Origin of the sequence: Tepidanaerobacter sp. GT38, from assembly GCF_021991635.1 — a bacterium.
Lineage (GTDB): Bacteria > Bacillota > Thermosediminibacteria > Thermosediminibacterales > Tepidanaerobacteraceae > DTU063.
The window spans coordinates 1-1,291 of the sequence record NZ_JAFFJA010000145.1 but is presented as its reverse complement, the minus strand read 5'-3'; the positions used below and the strand labels follow the sequence as shown (position 1 = coordinate 1,291).

Here is a 1,291-nt window from a genome sequence, read left to right as displayed (position 1 = left end):
CAACAACTTGACACTATCATAGATAGATAAACTCTACTAATACTTCCATTATTTCAATTACTATTTTCATATAAACTCTTCAATTTGCTGCTGAATAACAGTAAATAAAATAATTGAATATTGTAAATAAAAAAATTTTACGTTTAAAATAAAGTCGTTATATGGTAAAATGAAAGTACACTGTAGAATGGTAAATGCCATTGACACAGACATCTAGTATAGGTGTCCTGCGGTCAGTGGCATTTTTTGTTTTTAAATTTACGGATAGAATTAAGGCATCAAGAATGTTGCGATTATACTAATTCTTAATTCTTATAACCTAATCTCTAATTCCTGGCACATGGAGGTGTTTATGTGGGCAAAAGGAATACAACGTGGGATTCAAAAAAGATAGAACAATGGATAAAAGAAGGCAGAGGGCAGGGAGAGGGAAAGGAATATAAACCGTGGTTAACTATTCAGGATTTTCCTTCGATGGGCAGGGTAACAAGAGTATTTGGATGGACAACGCAGCGAATACATCATTTTTTCTCAGATACGCAATTGAAATATTTCTACTTATTGGATTGGGAGCAGAAAGTAATTGATATTCGGGAGCACTACCCCCTTATAGATTTAGAAGTGGTACTGAATGATACTACTGATTTAAAAATTGATAAGTTTGTAGATAAGAAAACGAAAGAACCTTATATAATAACTACTACATTTTTAATTACCCTGTTAGATTCTGATGGTAAAAAGAGTTTTGCAGCGAGAAGTATTAAATATGCTTCTGAATTATCAAGAAGGAGTACAATTGAGAAACTTGAAATTGAGCGGAGGTACTGGGAAGCACAGGGAATAAATTGGGGGATTGTAACTAATAAGGATATAAATACAGTTCGGGCGAAAAACATCGAATGGATTCATTCAGTGATGGGCTTTGGTAGCGATAATAGTTTTTCTGAAGATGAATTGGCTGATTTATTAGATGCTCTTTTATATAGATTTATAGATAGCCAAAAGAGTATAAAAAACATTATATCAGGATTTGAAAGAGATTATACATTAGATGCGGGAATGGGATTGTTTCTATTTAAACGCCTAATTGCTGAAAAAAGAATAAGTTTGGATATGGACAGACCAATAAATATTAATCAAACCTGTAAATCAATATACATACCTGAAGTGAACGGTAAGGAGGTGAATGAAGGTGTTAAAGTATTCGGTTAATTCTTTAATTGAATGGCAAGAGGAGAATGGAGATAAAAGTATTGAGAGGCTATTGTGGAGTTAAGTCCATATAATTGTG

General features: G+C 32.8%; 1 protein-coding gene. It reads left to right on the top strand.

From position 1 onward, the window contains the following. The first annotated feature begins 354 nt into the window (after positions 1 to 354). Positions 355 to 1,212 carry a TnsA endonuclease C-terminal domain-containing protein gene (locus tag JT739_RS12620; protein ID WP_237661475.1) on the top strand — a complete coding sequence of 286 codons (858 nt, stop codon included), beginning with the start codon at positions 355 to 357 and terminating at the stop codon, positions 1,210 to 1,212. Positions 1,213 to 1,291 lie beyond the last annotated feature (79 nt).